The sequence below is a fragment of the Caulobacter sp. 602-1 genome (genome assembly GCF_003931565.1).
Lineage (GTDB): Bacteria > Pseudomonadota > Alphaproteobacteria > Caulobacterales > Caulobacteraceae > Caulobacter.
Map to the genome: position 1 here is coordinate 401,373 of NZ_RRYI01000001.1, position 20,273 is coordinate 421,645.

Sequence of the window (20,273 nt, forward strand, 5' to 3'; positions counted from 1 at the left end):
AAGGCGGTGCGGCGCCGCCGTGACTTCACGTCCGATGGAGGTGGACAACTCCCTCACCCTTGGGTAGCGCTAGGGCAACGTTCTTGGGGGCTAGAGCGTCGTGCAGCGTGTTGTATCGGCCAGATCGGCCATGTTGGCCGTGCTCGTTCTGGCGGCGGTCGTCCTGTTTCACATCGTCATCGGCTTGCCGCTGCTGAGCGCGGACCACGACTACTGGCTCGAGCCGGGCGGCGACATGGCCACGATGATGGCGGGTCACTACGCCATCATCGACCAAACCTGGCATTTCCCGCTGGGCGTGACGACCGCGCTGCGCGGCGAGGCCGTACCCACATCGATCGTCTACACCGACAGCCTGCCGTGGCTGACGCTGATCATGAAAGCATTGGGTCTCGGTCGGGTGTTGAACCCGCTGGCCCTGTTCCTGCTGATCGCCTACGTCGCCCAGCCCCTGGCCATGGTTGCTCTGCTGCGGGCCTGCGGCGTGACGCGCCTGTCGTCCCTGCTGCTGGGAGGACTGTTGTCGCTGTTCTTCCCGGCCTGGCTTTCACGCCAGTTGGGCCATATCGCCCTGGCTGGCCATTTTCTGCTGATCCTGGGCGCGACCTGGACCGTACTGGTCGCGCGGTTCGGCCTCACTCGGCGGCGGATCATCGAGATCGCCATGCTCGGTCTGGTGGTCACGGGAACCCACCCCTACCATCTCGTGCCGGTGGCCGCCTGCCTCGGCGCGGGCTTGTTGTCGGAGCTGCTGCAGCGGCGCGCCAAGGCCTGGACCAATGCGGCTGTCACCGCGGTCGCCTTCGTCGCCGCCGTCGCTTTCGCCGCCTGGGCGCTGGGCTATGGCGGCGTCGGCATGTCCGGCGGTGGCGTGTCGTTGGGCTCCTTCTCGATGAACGTTCTGGGCCCGCTCTGGCCCCAGGCCTCGGCCCTGGCCGGGCAGACATGGAACGGCGTCTGGTTCACCGGCACGCTGGAGGTCCTGGGCCAGCCCTTCGAGGGCTACAACTATCTCGGCGCGGGCGTGCTGCTGATCGTCTTCGCCGCCGGAGTCCAGGTCGTGATTGGCCTGGTGCGCGGCTGGAAGCCGGACGCCGCGGCCTGGCGCCGCTTTGGGCCGTTGATCGCCGCTCTGGTCGTGCTGATCGTCTACGCGATCGGACCGCGCCCCTATTTCGGGCCTTTCCTGATGTTCGACGTCGGGCGTCCGACAGGACTGTTCGGCGACATCGTCGGCTTGTTCCGCTGCCACGGACGATTCTTCTGGATCGTCGGCTACGCGATCCTGGCGTTCGGCGTCGTCCAGGTCGATCGTCTCCAGCCCGGCCGCCTGGGCATCGGCCTGCTAATCCTGGCCCTGGCGCTGCAGGTCGCCGACATGAGCCAGATGATCCGCGCCGTGCGCGGCGTCTATGTGCGGACCACGCCTTTCTACGACGCCGTGCTGCGCACCGATCCGGCGCTCGAAGGCCGTCCTTGGCGCTTCCAGCCGGTGATCGAGTGCTCCAGCAATGTCGACGCCTGGGCGACGATGCAGCTGTCGCATCTGGCGTTGCGCCGCCACGGCGTTTCCAATTCCGGACCGGTGGCCCGCCCGCTTGTGGTCAGTTGCGAGGTCGAGTCGGCGGCCAAGGTCGACGCCGCGCCCGGAGACCGGACGATCACCGCCGTGATCGGCGACCCCGTCGAGAAGCCTGCCCTGTTCGAGGCCTTCGGCCAGCGTTCTGACTGCTACCGTTTCGTTCGAGGCCTGCTGTGCGGGCGCGGCCTTGAGACGGTCCGGGGGCTGCAGCCCTATGTCGCCGTCTCCGCCAAGCAACTGGCCGCCGCGCCGGTGATCTACCTGAACAAGGGCGTCAAGCCGCCGGAGCTCGGGCCGGGCTGGGGCCTGCCCGAGCAGTTCGCCATCTGGAGCGACGGCAAGGCCGCGTGGCTGATCCTCGACACCCAAGGCGCGCGCGATTTCGTGCTGCTTCTGAACGTCATCGCCATCGGCCCGTCAAAGGACGACACCCAGGCGATCGAGGTGGTGCTGGACGGAAAGGTCCAGCGTCGCACGCGGATCACCCGTGGCGTCTTCTCGGTCCAGATCGGCGGCGCGACCCCAGGCAAGCCGACCAGGGTCGAGTTGCGCCTGCCCGAGGCCGCCGCGCCGCCCCCGTTCCATGGGGTCCCTGATCCCCGCTTGCTGGGTATCGGGGTCAACGAGATCCGCGTGGTCCCGCTGAACTCCTAACGGCTGAACACCACCTTGCCGTCGACCACGGTCAGCACCGGCTGGGCGGTGAGGATCTCCTTGGGTTCGATGGTCATCAGGTCCTTGTCGAAGGCGGTCAGGTCCGCCTTCTTGCCGGCTTCCAGCGTGCCCAGCTCGTTCTCGCGGAACACCGCGTAGGCGGGAGCCAGGGTCAGCATCTTCAGGGCCTCGGCGCGGGTGACGGCTTCTTCCAGATGCCAGTCGGCGTTGGCGAAGCCGTCCAGCCCGTGGCGATAGACGGCGGCGTAGAACTCGATGCGCGGGTCGCCGACCTCGACCGGGGCGTCCGAGCCGGCCGCGACCACGACACCGGCCTTCAGGAAGTCCTTCCAGCGATAGCCCTCGTGCAGGCGGTCCTTGCCCAGGCGCGCGGGCGCGAAATAGAGGTCGCCGATGGCGTGGCTGGGCTGCATCGAGGCGATGACGCCCAGCTTGGCGAAGCGCGGCACGTCGGTGTCGGCGACGATCTGTGCGTGCTCGATGCGCCAGCGCGCCTTCATATCGCCGGCCAGGCTTTGCTCGAACCAGTCCAGGGTCATGCGGTTGCCGCGGTCGCCGATGGCGTGCATGGCCACCTGGGCGTTCACGGCCCTGGCCTGCTTCATCAGCGCCAGACCCTTGTCCTGCGGGGTGAGCTGCAGGCCCAGGCCTTCGGCGTCGCTATAGGGTTCGAGCAGGGCCGCGCCGCGCGAGCCCAGGGCGCCGTCCATGTAGAGCTTGATCCCGCGCGTCCGGATCAGGCCGGTGGCGTCGGTCTGGGGACCCTTGCTCAGCACCTCGGCCGCGCCGCTGGGGTCCATGTAGTTGTCGACGCGGATGTGGAAGCTTCCCTTGGCGGCCTCGTCGCGCAGCAAGGCCAGGTCGTCGGCCATGACGCTCATATTGTCGAGGCCGGTCCAGCCGCGCGCGGCGTAGAGCGCGCCCGCCTTGCGCAGGGCCTCGCGCTTCAGCGCCTCGCTGGGAGGCGGGATGACGTCCTCGATCAGCGCCTGGGCGTGGTCGATCAACATGCCGTCCGGCTGGCCATCGACGCCCTTGAGGATCTGGCCGCCCGCCGGCGCGGCCGTGGCGGCGGTGATCCCGGCCTTGGCTAGGGCGGCGGACGAGGCCACGCTGGCGTGGCCGTCCGATCGTCCCAGCACCACGATCCGCCCCGGCGCGGCGGCGTCGAGATCGGCCTTGGTGGGGAAGCGCTTCTCGGGCCAGTGGGTCTCGATCCAGCCCCGGCCATAGATCACGCCCTCCGGATGGGCGGCGGCATAGGCCTTCACGGCGGCGACCAGCTCGGCGACCGACTTCACCTGATCGAGATTGAGGGTCAGTTCGCGCAGGCCGATGCCGGTCAAGTGGGCGTGGGCGTCGACGAAGCCGGGGTAGGCGGCGGCGCCCTTCAGGTCGATGTCGCGGACGTCCTTGGCGGCCTTGGCCTTGGCGGCGGCCAGATCGCCGACGAACAGGATCTTGTCGTCGCGCAGCAGCACCGCCTGCGCGGTCGGCTTGGCGTCCACGCCGGTGTGGATCGGGCCGCCATGGATCAGGATATCGCCGGCGTTCGCGGCCGTGAAAGAGGTCGCGGCCAGCAGGGCGGCGAGTAGGGTCCGGCGCAAAGGCGACCTCCGAAGCTTGGCAAGTTTCGGAAAACGTACGGCGCGCCCCTCCCAAGTCGCAACAGGCCTGCTATTTTTTCGTCATGAGCGCCCAGCGTTTTGTCCTGTTCGACACGATCATCGGCCGCTGCGGCGTCGCCTGGGGCGATCGCGGCCTCATCGGCCTGCAACTGCCGGAGAGCTCGCCGGGCGCGGCCTGGGCAAAGCTGCGCAAGCGCTTCCCCGACGCGGTCGAAGACGAGCCGACCGCCGAGATCGAGGCGATCATCGAGCGTATCCGCGGACTGTTGGCCGGCGGTCGCGACGACCTGACCGACATCCCGCTCGACCTGGACGGCCAGCCGGCCTTCAACCTGCGGGTCTATGAGATCGCCCGGGCCATCACGCCGGGTGAGACCTCGACCTATGGCGAGGTGGCCAAGGCGATGGGCGAGCCGGGCGCGGCGCGGGCCGTCGGCAAGGCCTTGGGCGAGAACCCCTGGCCGATCGTGGTGCCCTGCCATCGGGTGCTGGGCGCTTCGGGCAATATGGGCGGCTTTTCCGCGCCGGGCGGGGCGGAAACCAAGGCCAGGCTGTTGACCCTCGAGAAGGCGCGGACCGACGCGGTCCCGACGCTGTTCGACCTGGAGTTCTCGGTCGCGCCGCGGCGTGGGGGCTGAAGGCGGACGCCCGCTTTCCTGCGATGGAGTTTCGACGATCTCCGAGGACCGTCCGCTCACGCCTCTTAACGCGCGGTAACGCTTCTTCGAACAGGGGCGAAACGAATCATGACCGAATCGGCGACGTCGGCCAATTCGGTGTTTGTTCCCTACAAGCTATTGTAGCTTAAAGCGGATTAACCACAAATGGGTTTCGCGGAGCGGCGTTACCTCGATGTCGTTTCCGGGGCCTTTTCCGCCGTCTTCTCTTCTGGCGCGCACTCGGTCGCGACGCGCTTGGCGTTCATGCTGCCGGCCAGGTTCATGCCGCTGATGGTCTTGATGTGGATGTCCATCTTGAAGCTCTCGGGCGTGTAGCTGCCCTCGGCCGTCACCGGTGAGACGCGGTCCTTCTTGTCGGTCCAGGTGCCCTTCAGCTGGATCTTGCCGTCCCTGACGACATTGGTCGTGTAGTCGCAGCGGTAGCGCCGGGTGCAGATGCCGCGCGAAAACTGCTCGGCGTCGGCGGGCTTGAGGCACTTTCGCTCGCTGCTGACCGGGATCACGCCGACCTTGTAGTCGTACTCCCACTGCCCCGGGAGAATCGTCGTCTTGCTCGAGGCGGACGTCTTGGCTGTCGCCGCGTGGACAACGGGCTGGTCCAGGGTGACGCCGCCAGCGGCGAGAACCAGAATGGCGGCGGCAAGGGCGGTCGAACGCATGCGGCGGGTCTCCTTCATACCGCTCCTATATAGAGCGGCATATGAACCCTGCTTGAAGGCGGAGGTTGGGCGGCCGGTTCCTTGTCGGGGCGCCGGCGCGGATGCGGGACATCCTTGGCCAGACGCCTTGACTCAGGGGCGACCCTTCGCCTATATCGCCCGCTCTCGCGCGGTCGGCCTGGTCCAGTCGCGTGTCCGAATTCATATCTTATCGGGACCAGGCTCTTCACCGAGCCAGACGGTTTCGCCCAAGCCAAGGTAACCACCATGTCGCGCCGTTGCGAACTTACCGGTATCGGTCCGATGGTCGGCCACAATGTGAGCCACTCGAACATCAAGACCAAGCGCCGCTTCCTGCCGGCCCTGTCGCCCGCCACGCTCCAGTCGGAGTCGCTGGGCCAGAGCTTCAAGCTGCGCATCAGCAACGCGGCCCTGCGCACCCTGGACTTCAAGGGCGGCCTGGACGTGTTCCTGCTGGGCGCCAAGGACGAGCAGCTGTCGCCGCGCGCCCTGAAGATCAAGTCGCAGGTCAAGGCCAAGGCCAAGGCCGCCGCTCAAGCCGCCTAAGGCTTCACGGTCTCGACTGACGATTGAAAGCCCGCCGGGAGCGATCCCGGCGGGCTTTTCGTCGTGGGCGAGGTCGCGGAAGGCGAGCGTGATCCATGGCGGACGTTTAGAGCGTCGCCGTTGGGTAGGTTTGGGCCATTCCCAAGCTTAAGCGCCGGCGGCGCGGAGAGCACCGCGGCGGCGTATCGATCGGCAGGTTCAGGGGATGGTTCGTCAGCCCGTCCTCACGTGTTGGCGGAGGGGGGCATAGTCTACTGCTTTGGGACGCTGGCTTCGGGCGTGAAAAAGCTACCTTGCAAGGGAATGGAGCATGGTGTTCGCCCTAGGCGAAGCTCGCCCTGGCGACTCTTCGGCTTCTTGCCGACGCCAAAGGGGATCGAACAGTTGAAGACGCGGAAGTAGTCGCCGTCCGGGTTCGCGCCCTTGGGCTTGGGTTCGCCATAGCTCCCGCCCGACGATCCCGCTGCGACGACCGCATCGTAGTAGGCCCGCTTCCCAGGGTCTATCGCGGCATTGTAGCTAGGAGCCCCGGCGCGGAGCCGGCCAAGCCGCTCAGCACAAGCTTCTCGCTCCTCCCGTGACCGGAAGGTCCCTTCCGCGCAGCCAGCGCCAGCACGCAGCGCGGCGCGCAGGTTTTCCGCGACGCCGGGATTAGCCGGTACTGGAACAGTGCCGGTCTCAGCAGGTACGGCGGGTAGGAATGGAGCTTGGGTCGTCACCACAGCGCGCGCGGGCGCAAAAGCTTGCGGCACGACGCGACCGGCGGCGGTTCGTACTGACGGCGGATTCGGCCTCACGGGTCTTAACAATTCAACTGACATCAAGGGCAGGTCAGGGCCGGTCGTCAGCAGATTTGGAGTGGCAGGGCGAGCCAGCCAGGCCAGTACCACAATGTGGAGCGCTAGTGAGAGCGCAGCGATGGAGGCAAGCCGCCGCCGTCGGAAAACTTGCATGCCGCCCCCAACTCGAGACGAATATATCGCCCTCGGGTTGTGTCGTAATCTGGGCTATACTAAGGCGGCAAAATCTTCGGACCCTCTTCCATAGCGAAGGTCCGACTTGGGTCGACAACCGAACCTCACATCGTCCCGGAAGCAGCCTTCCCATCCAGACAAAGCAAAACCCGCCGCGACTGAGCCGCGGCGGGTTTTGAACGCTTGGTACTGGTAAGCTTGGTACTGAAAGCTGTTGTCGCTTAGCGCGCGACGACGGCGCCCGACGACGGGTTGGCCGAGTTGTAGGCGCTCAGGGCCGGGTTGTTGATCTTCGACACGGCGTCGTTGACCGAGGCGCGGATGCAGGCCGGGTACAGATAGCCAGCGAGAGCTTCGCCACGGACGTCCTGCCAGCAGACGGTCGAGGCGGCCTTGACGATTTCGGCGCGGACTTCGGCGGCCGACTTGCCGGCGAGCTTGACGCGGACTTCGGCGGCCGAGGCCGGAGCGGCGGCGAACAGGGCGATGGCCGAGGCGGCCAGAACGATGGAGCGGATCATGTCGATGTTCCGAAAGAGGGTTGGGTTCAACCCCCTCCAGACGCGTTCCTCTGACGGCCCGTCCCCGGTCTATCGCCTGCTCAGCCCGTCCCGTCGCCTATAGCAACGTTCTCATGAGTTATCAACGATTATGTTGCAGTGCACCCAAGGTGGAGTCCGGCCGTGCTTCGCGTGCGAACAACCGATTGCAGGCGCGAAGAAGCCCGCGAAACGGGGGTTTCGCGGGCTCTGTCGTCTAAGCGCTGATCGCTGTTAGCGGGTGGCGATCTTCAGGAAATAGACGTCGCGGCTTTGAGCCTTGTCGTAGGCGATCAGGTCGCGGCTGCGGGCGCGGCTGATGGCGTCGCGGGCGACGTCGCGCACGCAATAGGGAGCGATCTGGACGGCGTAGGGATTGCCGAAGAGGTCTTCCTGGCACAGCTGTTTGGCGGCCTGGACGATTTCGGCGTGCACGGCGGCCGTGTCGCGGCCGGCGACCTTGACCTTGATTTCGCCAGCGCTGGCCGAGGTAGCGGCGGTGGTGGCCATGAGGGCCGTAAGGGCGATAACGAGAAGACGGATCATGTTGGTAGTCCCGGAAAGGAGGTTGAGGGCAACCGCCTCCCGACGCGTTCCTCTGACGGCCCCCAGGATCTCGCCTCGTCGTCCGTCGAGGTTCTGAATATATGGTACCGGTACCTTTCGCAAGTGCGAAATCGGCCTATGAGACAAAAAGTCCAATTTAATCATATGGTTGGCAATGAAACCGTCTCGTCTGAAACGAAACGGATTTAGCGTCTGCGAACGGGCTTGCGGATCGCCTTGGGCGGCATGGGCGCGGGCAGGGGCGGGGCGACCCAGTCGAAGGCCAGCAGTAGGGTGCGCTGGTTGGCGCCGATCGCCTGGTCGTCCGAGATTAGATAGAGGCGCGTCGCGCCGGCCGGCGCGCCTGGCGGCGCGGCGGTGATGGACACGCCTTCGAAGTTGTCCCGCGGCAAGGAGCCTTCGATTCGCAAGGTCGCGGCGGTGCGTTGGCGGGCCGTGGGCTGGGTCGGGTCGGAGATGAAACGCACGATCGAGCGCCAGCCGCGGATGGGGTCGTAGCCGCGATGCAGGGTGGCCACGGCCGCGCCCTGGAAAGGCGCGAAGCCGGTCAGGCCCCAGGTGAAGTCCGGGCCCGACTGCGGCGGCAGCGCCTTGCAATCAGCCGACAACCGGCACAGCCACACCTCGCCCTCCTCGCCGCCGACGATATAGGCGTCCGGACCGGCGGCGGGGTAGGCCGAGATCGCCTCCATGCCCTCGTTGTCCGGAAAGATGGTGGCGGGCTTCGGCGCGGGGGCTGGAAGGCTCCACGTCCCATCGGGTCCGACCGCGTAGCGCCAGATGCGGTGGTCGCGCTCGAAGCTGACCAGGCGGTCGCCGTTGGGCAGCACGGCCAAGCCCTCGGCGTCGGCCTGCTGCTTGTTTCGCAGCGGCTGGCCGTCCGGTCCCTTCAGCGGCCACAGCTTGGTGTCGGTGAGGCCGACGAGCTGGCCGGCCGCGTCGAACTGGACCTTGGCCTCGAAGACGTCGCCTTCATCGCTGATCGCCGTCAGCCGTCCATCGGCGGTGACCGACAGGTCCGACAGGCCATGCAGGCGCGAGGTGGTCGTGCTGGTCAGGACCAGGCCGCCGGCGTAAGAGAAGCCGCCGTCCAGCGCGGTCTTGGCCGGGTTGGACGCGTCCAGCGGCACGGGCGTGGCGGTGACCGTGATCTCAGGCCCAACCTTCACCGGCGCCGGCGGGGTTGACACCACCGGCGGCGGCCTGCGCGGCGTGCACTGGGTGGCTAGGCCGCTCAAGCCGCCGACCATGCCCAGGACGAGCGCGGCGCGAAGACCGATCACGCGGAAACCTTGCCGACCTTGGGCGCTTGCGGCGTCACGACGGGCGGCGGGGCCAGCAGGCCCCGCGCGCGGGCGATCTGGCGCGGCTCTTCCTCGAACAGGGCGGCCAACTGCTCGACCAGCACCCCGCCCAATTGCTCGACGTCGACGATGGTGACGGCCCGGCGGTAGTAGCGCGTGACGTCATGGCCGATACCGATGGCGATCAGCTCAACGGGGCTCTTGGTCTCGATTTCACTGATGACCTGGCGCAGGTGACGCTCCAGATAGTGGCCCGAATTGACGCTCAGGGTGGAGTCGTCCACCGGGGCGCCATCGGAAATCACCATCAGAATGCGGCGGGCTTCGGGCCGGCCGATGTTCCGCTGGTGGGCCCACATCAGGGCCTCGCCGTCGATGTTCTCCTTCAGGAGCCCCTCGCGCATCATCAGGCCCAGGTTCTTGCGGGCCCGGCGCCACGGGGAGTCGGCCGCCTTGTAGATGATATGGCGCAGGTCGTTCAGGCGGCCCGGCGCGGCGGGCTTGCCGGCCTTGATCCACTCGTCGCGGCTGGTTCCGCCTTTCCAGGCGCGGGTGGTGAAGCCCAGCACCTCGGTCTTGACCCCGCAGCGCTCCAGGGTCCGAGCAAGGATGTCGGCGCAGATCGCCGCCACCATGATCGGTCGCCCGCGCATAGAGCCGGAATTGTCGATCAGCAGCGTGACGACCGTGTCGCGGAACTCCTGGTCCTCTTCCTGCTTGAAGGAGAGGGGGGCGGTCGGATCGATGATCACCCGCGTCAGGCGGGCGACGTCCAACATCCCTTCCTCGAGGTCGAAGGTCCAGGCGCGGTTCTGTTGGGCCAGCAGGCGGCGCTGCAGCTTGTTGGCCAGGCGCGAGACGACGCTGGACAGCGCCGACAGCTGCTGGTCCAGATAGGCCCGCAGGCGCGTCAGTTCCTCGGCGTCGCACAGGTCCTCGGCGTCGACGACCTCGTCGTGGGCCGTGGTGAAGATCTTGTAGAGCGGCTCGCCGCCCTGCGACGCGCCCGGATCGGGACGGGCCGGCTTGGCGCCGTCGCCCATCTCGGGCTGCTCGTCGGACTCCTCGGGTTCGCCCTCCTGGTCCGACTGGACCATCTCCTCGTCACCGGCCTCGGTCTCGCGGTCGGAGGCCTCGCTTTCCTGCGGCGAGGATCCCTCGGGCTGCTCGCCTTCGCCCTCGCCCTGATCCTCGTCGGAATTCTCGGTCGCGCCTTCCTCTTCGCCATCGTCCTCGTCGGCGCTGTCGGTGGCGTCGGACATTTCTTCGCCCAAGTCGAGATCGCGAAGGATCTCGCGGGTCACGCGGGCGAACGCGGCTTGGTCGTCGATGGCGGCGGCCAGGCGATCCAGGTCCTTGCCGGCCTTCATCTCGATGTCGTTACGCAGGATGTCCACGAGGGCCTTGGCGCCGTCGGGCGGCGCGTCGCCGGTCAGGCGCTCACGGACCATCAGGCCCAGGATCTCCGCCATGGGCGCGGACTGGCGATCGGTGGCGATGGCGCGGGTCAGCCCCTGCTTCTCCAGCCGCGCCTCGAGGGCGGCGGTCAGGTTCTGGCGCACCCCGCCCAGGGCGTTGGCGCCGATGGCTTCCAGGCGCGCCTGCTCGATCGACTCGAACGCCGCCTGACCGTCGGGCGAGGCCGGACGAGCGCGGGCGTGGGCCATCGGGTCGTGGTGGGCCAGACGCAGGGCCATCTGGTCGGCCAGGCCCCGGATGCGCGCGGCCTCCTTGGCGTTCAGGTCCCGCGGCGGATGCGGCAGAACCGCCCGCTTGCCCAGGAGCTGCGGGCCGTCGCCCGAGAACACGACCTCAAGGTCCGGCGTTTCGGCGAGCGAGCGCGCCGCGTGCGCCAGGGCGCGCTTGAAGGGTTCGGTCGGGCTTTCGGGCTTGGAGGCCATGGCTTCGAGTTAGCGGCGCCGGGCGGCGAAAACAAGGAACGCCGTGCTTGGACGAGACGTTGATTTTTCATCGGCGCCGCTTCGGCGCCTCCGGAATCCGTCAATGGCGCCGCTCTGACGCCCTCGTAAGGAGACGCAAATGCTCAAGTGGGCCATCATTCTCGCCGTCGTCGCGCTGATCGCGGGCGCCCTGGGCTTCACCGGCGTCGCCGGCGCGGCGGCCGGCGTCGCCAAGATTCTGTTCTTCCTGTTCCTGCTCGGCTTCGTGATCGTCGCTTTGCTGGGCGTGACCGTGTTCAAGGCGGCGGCCGGCCCGAAATAGCCGCCGCGCGCCTTGCGCGGGCCGGAGCGGATGTCGACCCCGCCGCCGGCATCAGTGTGGCGCTAGGACCCCGTGGGAGAGGTCCTAGCGTCCCGCGTACGCCTTGGCCTGACGGGCCACGAGCGCATTCAGGTCGCCCATCTCCAGATTGACGTCGATCAGGTGCAGACCCCAGTCCTTCAGCGGCTGGCCGGCGACCATCACATCACCGGTGATCTCGTCGGTGCGCGGGTCGGCCGGGTCGGCGTTCACCGCGACCGACAGATAGGTGAATTCGCCCTCGCTGACGCACCGGGCCGAGATCAGGCCGGGCAGCGAGACGAACGGGGTCGAGACCGTCACATCCTTGGCGAACGGCTTGGGTTCGCCGCTCGACAGGAAGCCCTTGCTGCTCAGATAGCTGTGCACCGGCGTCTCGTCGGTCGAGGCCTTGCCGGCGACCAGGGCGGCGGGGTTCACGCAGCCGGCGCGGCGACCCTGTTCGTCGGTCTTGCCGAAGCGGCTGTTGGCCGGCGGCGGGCTCGCGGCGCGGAACGAGACATAGGTCACCAGGCACCCGGCCTGATCGGCCTTGTCGCACAGCGGGATGGAGCCGAACTGGCCGTCGGTCACCGGCGTGTTCATGCCCAGGACGTAGGCCGAGATCATCTGCTTCTGGGCGGGCTTTCCGTCCACCTCGTTCTTCAGCAGGTCCAGCAACATTCGCGAGCCCTGGCTGTGGCCGAGCAAGACCACGCCGCGCCCTTTGTTCTCATTCGCCAGATACCAGCGCCAGGCGTCGCGCACGTCGCCGTAAGCCAGGACGCCGTCGCCCGGCGAGGGTTGGCCCATCATCACGGCGCGCAGGGCCGCCAGGGTCACCTGACGGTACATCGGCGCGAACAGGCGGCACTGACCGCCGAAGCGCGCCAGCTGCTGCTCGACCACCCGGCGCTCGGCTTCGTCGATGACCATGTCGCTGTTGCCGCCCGGATCGGTCGAGACGGTCGGATAGATGTAGAAGCAGTCGTAGGCGGGGTTGGTCGCCAGCTTGAAAGTCTCGGTCGAGGTCTTGCCGTCGGCCTGGACGATGGTGGTGGTCTGGTCGACCGCGCAGGCGTCCTGTCGGCCCGGCAGGCACAGCCAGTTCTCTTTCTTGCCGTAGTCGTTGGGGGCGGTGTTGGCCGGGACCTGGGCGCAGGCCACACCGGTCAGGGCCAAGCCCATGGTCAGCCCCAGGGCCGTCAGAAATCTCGCCATCGTCATCCTCCCCGAACACTTGTTTGGCCCGGACAATGGCCGAGGGAACGCGGATCGCCAAGGGGGCTTGGCGCCGGGCTTGCGACGCCAGCCGGGACTGTCCCGACAAGGGACGTTCCGTGTTCCGCATCGAGGTTGGCCATGAGCCCCAAGATCCTTCTCCGCGTCGGCGTGCTGGCCGCTTTCGCCAGCCTCACCCTGACTTCGCCCGTGCTGGCCGACGGCTATGAGCGCGCGCCCGTCCGTCAGGCCCATGCGCCAAAACGGGTCAAGCCGCGCGCCAAGGTGGTCTATGTCGATCGCGTGGTGGAGCGCCGCGTGCCGGTCTATGTCGACCGTCCCACCACCCAGGTCGTAGAGAAGATCGTCGAGAAGCCGGTGATCGTCGAGCGGCCGGTCGTGGTCGAAAAGCGCATCGAGGTGCCGGTCGAGAAGCTGGTCCAGGTGCCGGTCGAGAAGATCGTGGAGCGACCCGTCTATATCGACCGTCCCGTCGAGAAGATTGTTGAGAAGCGGGTCGAAGTGCCGGTTGATCGTCCGGTCTATGTCGATCGTCCCGTTCCCGTGGATCGCCCCGTGCCGGTCCCGCAACCCGCCCCGTGCCAACGGGCCTGCGGCGGCGAGGTCGTCGAGAAGATCGTCCAGGTGCCGATCTACGTCTATGTCGATCGTCCCGTCTATGTGCCGGTCCAGCCGCAAGGCGCCTGCCAGCCGCGCGTCTGCGGCGGCGCTGTCGTCCAGCAGCAGTGCAGCCCGTGCGGCGGGGGTCATCGCTATGAGGACAGCTATTACGAGGAGAGCCGCGAGCGGTCATCCTACGACTATTCGGAGTCGCGCTACAGCGCCGGCGGCGGCTGGAACGCGGGTTCGGCCGGCAGCTCGGCCTGGGGCAACTATATCGAGCCGCCGCCTCTGCCGATGGGCTATATCGGCGCGCAGTCCGGCGGACGCGGCGGCGGCTACGGCGGTCCCGGCCTAGCTGGCGGTGGCGGCTACGCAGGCGGCTATGCTGGCGGTTCTTCGAGCGGTTACGCCTCGAGCTCGGCCTCCGCTTCGGCGTCGTCCTCGATCCACATCGGCGGCGGCTATCACGGCGGTGGCGGCAAGGGCGGCTGTAGCGCCTGCGGCGGCGGCGGCAAGCGTCACTAGGATTTCAAAGGGAGAGCCAGCGCCTCGGGCTCTTGTCGCCCAGAGCGCGGGCCTCGCCGGGTTTCAGGCCCAGCTCGCGCATCCTGTAGGCGACGATCTCGCGCAGGGCCTCGACGGGCTCCTGGCCGCCGATGGGGCTGGAAGCCACCGAGCCAGCGTCCATCGCCAGGTCTACGGCCGTCCACTCGGCCCGGGCGCGATCGGCCTTTCCAACGGCGAAGTAGTGACGAACCGGCAAGCGCTCGCCCTGGACCTCGACCATCACGCCGATGACCCAGCCTTGAACGATCAGATCGGCGTCGGGGCGTTGGCGGAACATGGAGCGCATGTAGCGCTCGCTCGGCCTCGCGGATAGGGCCTAGCCGATCAGCTGGAACGCGGCCTGACTGATCAGGCCCAGCACGAGCCAGGCGGAGACGCCCAATACGATAAGATTGGCGCGAGACGCGCGGCGCCGACGATGAGTGGAATACGAACGCACGAACGACATTTCAGCCTCCATGCCCTGAAACGTGAGCGGAAGGTTAACGTCGATCCTTGGCCTTGGTTCTCGCTCGTCACGGGAGTGTGAGATCGTCGCCATGCGGACAAAGAAAAAGGGCGGAGCCTCGCGGCCCCGCCCTCGATCATTTCAGCGTTTAGCTGACAGGACTTCTTTTAGAAGTCCATGTCGCCGCTCGGGATCGGCTTGCCGATCCCGATCTCCTTGGAAGATGGGCGACTTTATGGACTTCTCTTAGAAGTCCATGTCGCCCATGCCGCCCGGCATGCCGCCGCCGGCCGGAGCGCCGCCGCCCTTCTTGGGGGCTTCGACGATCGCGGCTTCCGTGGTGATCAGCAGGCCGGCCACCGAAGCGGCGTTCTGCAGAGCCGTGCGGACGACCTTGGCCGGGTCGATGACGCCGTCGGCGACCAGGTCGACATACTGCTCGGTCTGGGCGTTGAAGCCGAACGAGGCGCTGTCGCTTTCCAGGATCTTGCCGACCACGATCGAACCTTCGACGCCGGCGTTCTCGGCGATCTGGCGGATCGGCGATTGCAGGGCGCGACGGACGATGGCGATGCCGGCCGTCTGGTCGTCGTTGTCGCCGGTCACGCCGGCCAGGGCCTTGGAGGCCTTCAGCAGAGCCGTGCCGCCACCCGGGACGATGCCTTCGTCGGCGGCCGCGCGGGTCGCGTTCAGGGCGTCGTCAACGCGGTCCTTCTTTTCCTTCACTTCGACTTCGGTCGAGCCGCCGACGCGGATGACCGCGACGCCGCCGGCCAGCTTGGCCAGACGCTCTTGCAGCTTTTCCTTGTCGTAGTCCGACGTGGTGTCTTCGATCTGGCGCTTGATCTGAGCGATGCGGGCCTCGATGTCGGCCTTCTCGCCAACGCCGTCCACGATCGTGGTGTCGTCCTTGGTGATCGAGACCTTCTTGGCCTTGCCGAGCATGTCGAGCGACACGTTCTCGAGCTTGATGCCCAGGTCTTCCGACACGACTTGAGCGCCGGTCAGGATGGCGATGTCTTCCAGCATGGCCTTGCGGCGGTCGCCGAAGCCCGGAGCCTTGACGGCGGCGACGCGCAGGCCGCCACGCAGCTTGTTGACGACCAGCGTGGCCAGGGCCTCGCCTTCGACGTCCTCGGCGATGATGACCAGCGGACGGCCCGACTGGACGACGGCTTCCAGCACCGGCAGCAGCGGCTGCAGCGACGACAGCTTCTTTTCGAACAGGAGGATCAGCGGCTCTTCCAGCTGAACTTCCATCTTGTCGGCGTTGGTGATGAAGTACGGCGACAGGTAGCCGCGGTCGAACTGCATGCCTTCGACGACGTCGAGTTCGGTCTCGGCGGTCTTGGCTTCTTCAACCGTGATGACGCCTTCGTTGCCGACCTTGTCCATCGCCTTGGCGATCATCTCGCCGACTTCCTTGTCGCCGTTGGCCGAGATGGTGCCGACCTGAGCGATTTCAGCGTTGGTCGTGACCTTCTTCGACGAGGCCTTGATGTCCTCGACGGCGATCAGGACGGCCTTGTCGATGCCGCGCTTCAGGTCCATCGGATTCATGCCGGCGGCGACCGACTTGAGGCCTTCCTGGACGATGGCTTGGGCCAGCACCGTGGCGGTGGTGGTGCCGTCGCCGGCCTTGTCGTTGGTCTTGCTGGCGACTTCGCGGATCATCTGCGCGCCGAGGTTCTCAAACTTGTCAGCCAGTTCGATTTCCTTGGCGACCGAGACGCCGTCCTTGGTGGTGCGCGGAGCGCCGAACGACTTTTCGATGACGACGTTGCGGCCCTTGGGGCCCAGGGTCACCTTCACCGCGTTGGCGAGGATGTTGACGCCGCGCAGCATCTTGTCGCGCGCGTCGGAGGAGAAATAGACGTCTTTAGCGGCCATCTGAGAGCCCTTCTAAAAGAGAAACTTGAGTTCGGAAGCGATGGGAACGGGGAGGCCTTAGGCCTCGACCACGCCCAGGACGTCGCTTTCCTTCATGATCAGGAGGTCCTGACCGTCGACCTTCACTTCGGTGCCCGACCACTTGCCGAACAGGATGCGGTCGCCGGCCTTGACGTCCAGGGCGACGACTTCGCCCTTATCGTTACGCGCGCCGGGGCCGACGGCGACGACTTCGCCTTCCTGCGGCTTTTCCTTGGCGGTGTCGGGGATGATGATCCCGCCCTTGGTCTTGGTTTCTTCTTCGACGCGCTTCACGAGGACGCGGTCGCCCAGGGGACGAAATTTCATGGGTGTTCTCCGTCGGAACGGTTTCAAGTAAGGCTGCGTCGGACCGAGGGAGCTGCTTTGTTAGCAGTCGCTCCCATCGAGTGCCAACGTCGGACGTGAGTTAGGCAGGAGGCTCGGGGGAGTCAAGGACGACGCCCGCGAACTTTTTGCGGCGCCGGTTAATGCGGGAGGGTTCGATGTTCGATCATGTGGGGTTCGGGGTCGCCGATTTCCAGCGCTCGGCGGTCTTCTATGACGCCGCGCTAAACCCGCTGGGGATTCGCCGACTCTATGTCGTGCCGAAGGAATTCACCGGCGGGGTGGACGCCGCCGGCTACGGCGTCACACGGCCGATGTTCTGGATTTCCGAGCAAGACGCGACCCAGGGCAAGCTCCACGTGGCCTTCGCGGCCGAGACGCGCGCCCAGGTCGACGCCTTCTACGAAGCCGCGTTGAAATCCGGCGGAAAAGACAATGGTCCGCCCGGACTTCGCCCACATTACGATAAGGACTATTACGGCGCGTTCGTTCTGGACCCGGACGGCTTCAACGTCGAGGCCGTCTGCCGCGCGCCGGAATAGCGTCGAGAATAGCAGGAGCACCAAGGCCTATGTCGAGCTACGTCCTGTCGCTGTTCCTGGCGGTCCTGGCCTGCGTCATCGGCGGGACCCTGGGCGGCATGATCCTGGCGCGACCGCAGACCATGCTGGGCCTGGCGGGGCTCGCCGATGACGACACCCCCAAGCCGCCGCTGTTCGCGGAAGGGCGAGCCCTGGGCGGGGTGCTGATCGCCTCGCACGGCGTGGCGGCGCTTTATCTGGGCTATCAGCCCCGCATTGGGGCCGCCATGGCCATGGCGCTGGCCGTCGCCTGGTTGGGCGCGGCGGCGGGCCGGGCGGTCTCGGCGGCGCTGGACGGCGAGGCCGGGCGCTACAACAGCGGCGCGATGGTGTTCAACGCGCTGATCGGCGTCACGCTCAGCCTGCCGTTCTTCAATATCGGCCGCGTGGTGCTGGACGGCGCGAGGCTAGCCTAAAGCGCCTTCTCGTGCGCGAGCAGCCAGCGCTTGCGTTCGACGCCGCCGCCGTAGCCCGTCAAGGCGCCGTCCATGCCGATCACCCTGTGGCAGGGCGCGACGATGCTCAACGGATTGGAGCCATTGGCGTGGCCGGCGGCGCGGATCGCCAGCGGACGCCCGGCGCGACGGGCAAGCTCCGAATAGGTGATGGTCGCGCCGGCCGGGATCTGGGTCAGCGCCGTCCACACCGCGTGCTGGAAGGTCGTGCCGTTGGTCGCCCAGGCGATGCTGTTCAGGGCGTGGAACTCACCGGCGAAATAGGCGGCCACGGCGTCGCGGATCCGGGCGGGCGCGGCGCCGACGTTCGGCCGCAGCGGGCCGTAGTGGGTTTTCAGCAGACGGTGGAGGCGGTGCTCGTGGTCGTGGAAGTCCAGCGCGCGCAGGGTTTCGGTCTCGTCGGTGACGATCAGCAGCTCGCCGATCGGCGAGGGCGCGCGGTCGAGGAAGAGGCGAGCGGGGCGACTCATGGGGCGATCATCGCCGGGCAGGGCGAGGGTGTCCGCCCGGATCTTGTGGCGGCCGCCTCACTTGCCCCCACCTGACCGCTTCGCGGTCGTCCGCCCCCTCGGGGGGCGGAAGAGCGCGAAGCGCGGAGGGGGCAAGCAAGGCGCTAGATCAACGGATCCCCGGCACGTGCAGCGCGGCTTCCTTCTCGGCCTTCTGCTTGTAAACGAGGTCGCCGTACTTGCCGTATTCCATGCGGGCGATGGTGCGCTGGTGCACCTCGTCCGGGCCGTCCGCCAGGCGCAGGGTGCGGATGCCGGCATAGGCCTTGGCCAAGCCGAAGTCGGTGGTCACGCCGGCGCCGCCATGGGCCTGGATAGCGTCGTCGATGATCTTCAGGGCCAGGCGCGGGGCGGCGACCTTGATCATGGCGATCTCCAGGCGGGCCGACTTGTTGCCGGCCTTGTCCATCATGTCGGCGGCCTTCAGGCACAGCAGGCGGCACATCTCGATGTCGATGCGGGCGTCGGCGACGCGCTCTTCCCACACCGAGTGGTCCGAGACGTACTTGCCGAAGGCCTTCCGGCTCATCAGGCGCTTGCACATCTTCTCCAGCGCGACTTCCGCCGTGCCGATGGTGCGCATGCAGTGGTGGATGCGGCCGGGGCCCAGGCGCCCCTGGGCGATCTCGAAGCCGCGGCCTTCGCCCAGCAGCAGGGCGTCCTCGATCGGCACGCGCACGTCCTTGAGGATGACCTCGGCGTGGCCGTGCGGGGCGTCGTCATAGCCGAACACCGGCAGCATACGGACGATCTCGATGCCCGGCGCGTCCAGCGGCACCAGCACCTGGCTCTGCTGGGCGTGGCGGCTGGGGTTGTCCGGATCGGTCTTGCCCATGACGATGGCGACCTTGCAACGCGGATCGCCCACGCCAGAGGACCACCACTTGCGGCCGTTGATCACATAGTGATCGCCGTCGCGCTCGATTCGGGTCTCGATGTTGGTTGCGTCCGAGCTGGCCACGGCCGGCTCGGTCATCAGGAAGGCCGAGCGGATCTCGCCGTTCATCAGCGGGCGCAGCCACTTTTCCTTCTGCGCCAGCGTGCCGTAGCGCATCAGCACTTCCATGTTGCCCGTGTCGGGCGCCGAGCAGTTGAAGACTTCCGAGGCGAAGCCGACCTTGCCCAGCTGTTCGGCGATCAGGCTGTATTCCAGGTTGGTCAGCTGGACGCCTTCGAACTGGAAGGTGTCGTCGACATGAACCTGGCCGCTGTGCGGCGGCATGAAGAAGTTCCACAGGCCGGCGGCCTTGGCCTTGGCCTTCAGCTCCTCGACGACCTGGACGACCTTCCAGCGCTCGGCGCCCAGGACGTTCATCTCGGCGTCGTAGACGGGGACCGCCGGATAGATGTGCTCGTCCATGAACGCGGTGACGCGGTCCAGGAAGGCGCGCTGCGTGGGGGAGATGTCGAAATCCATGGTCGTTCCCTCTGCCCGGTTCTCAATGTGTCAAACGCTTGTTTGAAGTGTTTGTAGACTGGCTTTACGCGGGCGGCAAGCGGTCCCGTCTTGCTCAAGGAGACTTTCGAGGCGGGTTGTCAGGGCGCGCGTCCTGTCCGACAACGGGACCATGCTGAACCTGACCGCCGACACCCTGCAGGGCCGCTATGTCCGGCTCGAACCGATCACCATCGATCACCGCGACGCCCTGCGGGACGCCGTCGACTGCGATCCCGCCAGTTGGGAGATCATGTCGGTCAACGGCTGCGGCGAGGGCTTCGAGGACTTCTGGGGCGCGCTGCAAGGCGAGACCGACCGCGGCGAGCGCATCGGCTACGTCATCCGCCGCCTTTCGGACGGCAAGATCGTCGGCACCTCCAGCTATCTCAACATCCGTCGCCTGCATGGGGGGCTGGAGATCGGTTCGACCTTCTTGAACCCCGACGCGCGTTCGGGCCCGGTCAATCCCGAGAGCAAGCGCCTGATGCTGGCCCACGCCTTCGAGAAGGCCGGGGCCATCCGCGTCGAGTTCAACATCGACGTCCGCAACGCCCGCAGCCAGGCCGCCGTCGAGAAGCTGGGGGCAAGCAAGGAAGGCGTGCTGCGCAATCACAAGGTCACCTGGACCGGCCACATCCGCGACACGGCGGTGTTCTCGATCACCGATTACGACTGGCCGGCCGTCCGCGAACGGCTGGAATTCCGCCTTAGCGAGACCTTCGTCTAAAAAGGTTCCCGCGCCAGCGAAATAAAACGTC

General features: G+C 67.0%; 21 protein-coding genes. 8 read left to right on the forward strand and 13 right to left on the reverse strand.

All coding sequences use genetic code 11. The annotated features are described in order from the left end of the window. Nucleotides 1-130 precede the first annotated feature (130 nt). Complete coding sequence (locus EIK80_RS02015; RefSeq protein ID WP_125155290.1) at nt 131-2,236, forward strand: hypothetical protein; 2,106 nt, start codon at nt 131-133, stop codon at nt 2,234-2,236. On the opposite strand, the gene EIK80_RS02020 is transcribed toward EIK80_RS02015, so the two are convergent. Then, entirely contained in the window at nt 2,233-3,864 is a 1,632-nt protein-coding gene (locus EIK80_RS02020; protein ID WP_125155291.1) for an amidohydrolase, read from the reverse strand. The two genes, EIK80_RS02015 and EIK80_RS02020, sit on opposite strands and share 4 nt — an antisense overlap. Before the next feature lie 83 nt (nt 3,865-3,947). On the opposite strand from EIK80_RS02020, the gene EIK80_RS02025 reads away from it, so the two are divergent. Continuing rightward, the gene (locus EIK80_RS02025) at nt 3,948-4,523 is read left to right on the forward strand and encodes a methylated-DNA--[protein]-cysteine S-methyltransferase (protein ID WP_125155292.1); all 576 of its coding nucleotides are present in this window, start codon (nt 3,948-3,950) and stop codon (nt 4,521-4,523) included. A gap of 206 nt (nt 4,524-4,729) precedes the next feature. On the opposite strand, the gene EIK80_RS02030 is transcribed toward EIK80_RS02025, so the two are convergent. Next, the gene (locus tag EIK80_RS02030; protein ID WP_125155293.1) at nt 4,730-5,224 is read right to left on the reverse strand and encodes a DUF3617 family protein; all 495 of its coding nucleotides are present in this window, start codon (nt 5,222-5,224) and stop codon (nt 4,730-4,732) included. Between the two features lie 267 nt (nt 5,225-5,491). Here EIK80_RS02030 and rpmB point away from each other — a divergent pair, with 267 nt between their 5' ends. Then, nucleotides 5,492-5,791 (forward strand): 50S ribosomal protein L28, encoded by a 300-nt coding sequence (gene rpmB / locus EIK80_RS02035; RefSeq protein WP_125155294.1) that lies wholly within the window; start codon nt 5,492-5,494, stop codon nt 5,789-5,791. Nucleotides 5,792-6,986: 1,195 nt separating this feature from the next. On the opposite strand, the gene EIK80_RS02040 is transcribed toward rpmB, so the two are convergent. The 4 genes from EIK80_RS02040 to cobT all read right to left on the reverse strand — a co-directional run bounded on the left by EIK80_RS02040 (nt 6,987) and on the right by cobT (nt 11,076). Continuing rightward, on the reverse strand, nt 6,987-7,286 hold the full coding sequence (locus tag EIK80_RS02040; protein WP_125155295.1) for a hypothetical protein: 300 nt from the start codon (nt 7,284-7,286) through the stop codon (nt 6,987-6,989). A 252-nt stretch (nt 7,287-7,538) separates the two neighbouring features. Continuing rightward, nucleotides 7,539-7,850, reverse strand: a complete 312-nt coding sequence (locus EIK80_RS02045) for a hypothetical protein (RefSeq protein ID WP_199743344.1) — start codon at nt 7,848-7,850, stop codon at nt 7,539-7,541. A gap of 206 nt (nt 7,851-8,056) precedes the next feature. Next, nucleotides 8,057-9,154: an esterase-like activity of phytase family protein gene (locus EIK80_RS02050; RefSeq protein ID WP_125155296.1), complete on the reverse strand. Its 1,098-nt coding sequence runs from the start codon at nt 9,152-9,154 to the stop codon at nt 8,057-8,059. Next, complete coding sequence (gene cobT / locus EIK80_RS02055) at nt 9,151-11,076, reverse strand: cobaltochelatase subunit CobT (protein ID WP_125155297.1); 1,926 nt, start codon at nt 11,074-11,076, stop codon at nt 9,151-9,153. Before cobT ends, EIK80_RS02050 begins: the two co-directional genes overlap by 4 nt. 139 nt (nt 11,077-11,215) lie before the next feature. Here cobT and EIK80_RS02060 point away from each other — a divergent pair, with 139 nt between their 5' ends. Next, on the forward strand, nt 11,216-11,398 hold the full coding sequence (locus EIK80_RS02060; protein ID WP_125155298.1) for a DUF1328 family protein: 183 nt from the start codon (nt 11,216-11,218) through the stop codon (nt 11,396-11,398). 84 nt (nt 11,399-11,482) lie between these two features. Here the strand turns inward: EIK80_RS02060 and EIK80_RS02065 are convergent, their stop codons facing one another. Continuing rightward, nucleotides 11,483-12,637 (reverse strand): DUF3089 domain-containing protein, encoded by a 1,155-nt coding sequence (locus EIK80_RS02065; RefSeq protein ID WP_125155299.1) that lies wholly within the window; start codon nt 12,635-12,637, stop codon nt 11,483-11,485. A 141-nt stretch (nt 12,638-12,778) separates the two neighbouring features. On the opposite strand from EIK80_RS02065, the gene EIK80_RS02070 reads away from it, so the two are divergent. Next, nucleotides 12,779-13,786: an IMCp domain-containing protein gene (locus tag EIK80_RS02070; protein ID WP_125155300.1), complete on the forward strand. Its 1,008-nt coding sequence runs from the start codon at nt 12,779-12,781 to the stop codon at nt 13,784-13,786. 4 nt (nt 13,787-13,790) lie between these two features. Here the strand turns inward: EIK80_RS02070 and EIK80_RS02075 are convergent, their stop codons facing one another. From EIK80_RS02075 to groES, 4 genes are all read right to left on the reverse strand, one after another. Further along, entirely contained in the window at nt 13,791-14,105 is a 315-nt protein-coding gene (locus tag EIK80_RS02075) for a hypothetical protein (protein WP_125155828.1), read from the reverse strand. A 39-nt stretch (nt 14,106-14,144) separates the two neighbouring features. Further along, nucleotides 14,145-14,276, reverse strand: a complete 132-nt coding sequence (locus tag EIK80_RS26545) for a hypothetical protein (protein WP_233586400.1) — start codon at nt 14,274-14,276, stop codon at nt 14,145-14,147. Nucleotides 14,277-14,522: 246 nt separating this feature from the next. Continuing rightward, the gene (gene groL, locus EIK80_RS02080) at nt 14,523-16,166 is read right to left on the reverse strand and encodes a chaperonin GroEL (RefSeq protein WP_125155301.1); all 1,644 of its coding nucleotides are present in this window, start codon (nt 16,164-16,166) and stop codon (nt 14,523-14,525) included. A 57-nt stretch (nt 16,167-16,223) separates the two neighbouring features. Continuing rightward, nucleotides 16,224-16,514 (reverse strand): co-chaperone GroES, encoded by a 291-nt coding sequence (gene groES, locus EIK80_RS02085; protein ID WP_013080760.1) that lies wholly within the window; start codon nt 16,512-16,514, stop codon nt 16,224-16,226. 176 nt (nt 16,515-16,690) lie between these two features. Between groES and EIK80_RS02090 the strand changes: the two genes are divergently transcribed. Both EIK80_RS02090 and EIK80_RS02095 read left to right on the forward strand, forming a co-directional pair. Further along, a complete protein-coding gene (locus tag EIK80_RS02090; protein ID WP_125155302.1) occupies nt 16,691-17,074 on the forward strand; it encodes a VOC family protein in 384 nt (127 codons plus the stop codon). A 29-nt stretch (nt 17,075-17,103) separates the two neighbouring features. Continuing rightward, a complete protein-coding gene (locus EIK80_RS02095; protein WP_125155303.1) occupies nt 17,104-17,529 on the forward strand; it encodes a DUF4345 family protein in 426 nt (141 codons plus the stop codon). Here the strand turns inward: EIK80_RS02095 and EIK80_RS02100 are convergent. Both EIK80_RS02100 and EIK80_RS02105 read right to left on the reverse strand, forming a co-directional pair. Next, nucleotides 17,526-18,038: a methylated-DNA--[protein]-cysteine S-methyltransferase gene (locus EIK80_RS02100; protein WP_125155304.1), complete on the reverse strand. Its 513-nt coding sequence runs from the start codon at nt 18,036-18,038 to the stop codon at nt 17,526-17,528. The genes EIK80_RS02095 and EIK80_RS02100 overlap by 4 nt on opposite strands. 148 nt (nt 18,039-18,186) lie before the next feature. Next, entirely contained in the window at nt 18,187-19,494 is a 1,308-nt protein-coding gene (locus tag EIK80_RS02105; protein WP_125155305.1) for an acyl-CoA dehydrogenase family protein, read from the reverse strand. A 151-nt stretch (nt 19,495-19,645) separates the two neighbouring features. Here EIK80_RS02105 and EIK80_RS02110 point away from each other — a divergent pair, with 151 nt between their 5' ends. Beyond that, entirely contained in the window at nt 19,646-20,242 is a 597-nt protein-coding gene (locus EIK80_RS02110) for a GNAT family N-acetyltransferase (protein WP_125155306.1), read from the forward strand. Nucleotides 20,243-20,273 lie beyond the last annotated feature (31 nt).